The following is a 2,269-nucleotide window of genomic DNA, read 5'->3' on the forward strand; positions in this document are numbered from 1 at the left end:
ATCTTTCATTGTCAAAAGGAAACAGGAAGATAGCTGCGGTTTTGGTGTTCCGGCATTGAAAAGGGTAGGAGTGGCATGGGTAAACCATTTTTGGGACAATAGGTGATATGTCTCAATGGCCGCATCAATGTCTTCCTTGTGAATACCTACAGCTACTCTCATCAACATGTGCTGTGGCCTTTCGACTACTTTTCCATCCAATTTGATCAGGTAACTTCTTTCAAGGGTTTTGAACCCGAAGTAGTCATAATCAAAATCCCTGTTGTAATCAATTGCTTCGTCAAGCTTGGCGGCATGTTTTTTCACTACACCATATACATCCGAGGCAATCAACGCTGCATTGGCACCTGTATTTGGATTGATGTAAGTGTACAGTCTTTTCATTGTGTTGGAAAAAGACTGGGAGGTGGTTTTGTGAAGGTTTGAGGTGGCTATCCTGGCAGCCAATACAGCATAATCCGGATGCTGTACTGTCAGGGAAGCACATACTTCTGCCGCCAAATTGTCCAATTCAGTGGTGGTCACACCATCATAAAGACCATCAATAACTTTTTTGGCAACCTCAATAGGATGGATGTATCTGCTGTCAAGGTTGTAGCAGAGGTTTTCAATTCTTGTCGTGATCTTATCGAATCTTACAGATTCCCTTCGACCGTCTCTTTTTATTACAAGCATAATTTCAAATGGATTTTGGGTTGGTGGGGTATAAATAATACTTAGAAATCTTCACCTATGGAAAACTTAGGTGACTCAACCAATTCTTTGGATTTCATGACTCCTGCTTTTTGGTAATCACCCACTCTTTTTTCAAAGAAGTTGGTTTTACCTTGTAGGGAAATCATATCCATAAAGTCAAATGGATTGCTGCTGTTCCAAACCTTGGCACAACCCAATTCAACCAAAAGCCTATCGGCAACAAACTCAATGTACTGGCACATCAGGTCTGAATTCATGCCAATAAGTTTAACAGGAAGCGCATCAGTCACGAATTCCTTTTCGATGTTTACCGCATCTTTGATGATGTCAGTCACCGTCTCTTTAGGCAGCGGATGCACAACATGTTCAGTGTATAGGTGACAGGCAAAATCACAGTGAAGCCCTTCGTCTCTTGAGATCAGTTCATTTGAAAATGTCAATCCTGGCATCAGACCTCTTTTCTTCAACCAAAAAATGGAACAGAAAGAACCAGAAAAAAAGATTCCTTCCACAGCTGCAAAAGCAATCAGTCTTTCCTGAAAGTTACCATTGTCAATCCATCTGAGCGCCCATTCGGCTTTCTTTTTTACGCAGTCAATGTGCTCGATGGCATTTAAAAGTTTATCCCTTTCCATATTGTCCTTGATATAGGTGTCTATAAGAAGGCTATATGTTTCTGAATGGATATTTTCCATGGCTATCTGAAAACCATAAAAGAATTTGGCCTCGGTATATTGAACTTCAGAGACAAAGTGTTCGGCAAGGTTTTCATTGACTATACCATCACTTGCTGCAAAAAATGCCAAAACGTGGGAAATGAAATGTCTTTCTCCATCATTCAGATTTTTCCAATCTTTTAAATCCTGACTTAAATCAATTTCTTCTGCAGTCCAAAAACTAGCTTCAGCCTTTTTATAATACTTCCATATATCATCGTGCTGAATTGGGAATAAAACGAATCTGTTTTTGTTTTCTTGAAGGATTGGTTCTTGATTTTGCATTATTATGTTGTTTTTTGCGTGAATCTTCCGGTGATTGCTGAAGGCTTCAAGTCTTGACTTTAGATACTGGATAGAAAAGGCCGTCTTTTCAGAACAGCCTTCAACAAATATGATGAACTATTCTGAAAAATAAAACCCTAGAAACGTCTAAAAAGTTCGTTTCTTGACTTTTGGTCAAATATTATTTAAATAACTGTATTAGAGTTATATAAAACACTATATCTAAAGTAAAAATTTAATTAATATGTATCCCAAGGGCTATCAAAACTTTTTTTCATTAGGCAAAAAAAATATTTTTGAACGTTTTTCGAACCTATTTTTGACCAAAGGTCAAATTTTATCCACGGAAGAAAGTTAGCACATGATTAAGGCTAAAACATTGAACAGGATTAATTTAGAGTTTGATTTCCGGGTATATTTTTTTCTTCCGGAAACAATAATTATATTTGCACCTCAATTTCCTAAAGCATTAAAACATTTATGTACGCAATTGTTAACATCGCAGGAAAGCAGTTCAAAGTAACAAAAGATCAGTTTGTCTATGCACCTAAGTTGCAGGGCGAAACTGGCGC

General features: G+C 37.7%; 3 protein-coding genes. 1 reads left to right on the plus strand and 2 read right to left on the minus strand.

All coding sequences use genetic code 11. The features are described from left to right. Positions 1-675, minus strand: a 675-nt coding sequence (locus ACEW8O_RS15310; RefSeq protein WP_373495495.1) for a ribonucleotide reductase N-terminal alpha domain-containing protein, incomplete at its 3' end; no start/stop codon positions are given. A 41-nt stretch (positions 676-716) separates the two neighbouring features. Continuing rightward, entirely contained in the window at positions 717-1,697 is a 981-nt protein-coding gene (locus ACEW8O_RS15315; protein ID WP_373495496.1) for a ribonucleotide-diphosphate reductase subunit beta, read from the minus strand. Between the two features lie 480 nt (positions 1,698-2,177). Between ACEW8O_RS15315 and ACEW8O_RS15320 the strand changes: the two genes are divergently transcribed. Continuing rightward, positions 2,178-2,269, plus strand: a 92-nt coding sequence (locus tag ACEW8O_RS15320) for a bL21 family ribosomal protein (protein WP_373495497.1), incomplete at its 3' end; no start/stop codon positions are given.

Origin of the sequence: Aquiflexum sp., assembly GCF_041749095.1 — a bacterium.
Classification (GTDB): domain Bacteria; phylum Bacteroidota; class Bacteroidia; order Cytophagales; family Cyclobacteriaceae; genus Aquiflexum.

Excerpts from the sequence above, each read along its gene's own strand:
- ACEW8O_RS15315 (WP_373495496.1), bottom strand. The coding sequence starts at position 1,697 with ATGCAAAATCAAGAACCAATCCTTCAAGAAAACAAAAACAGATTCGTT.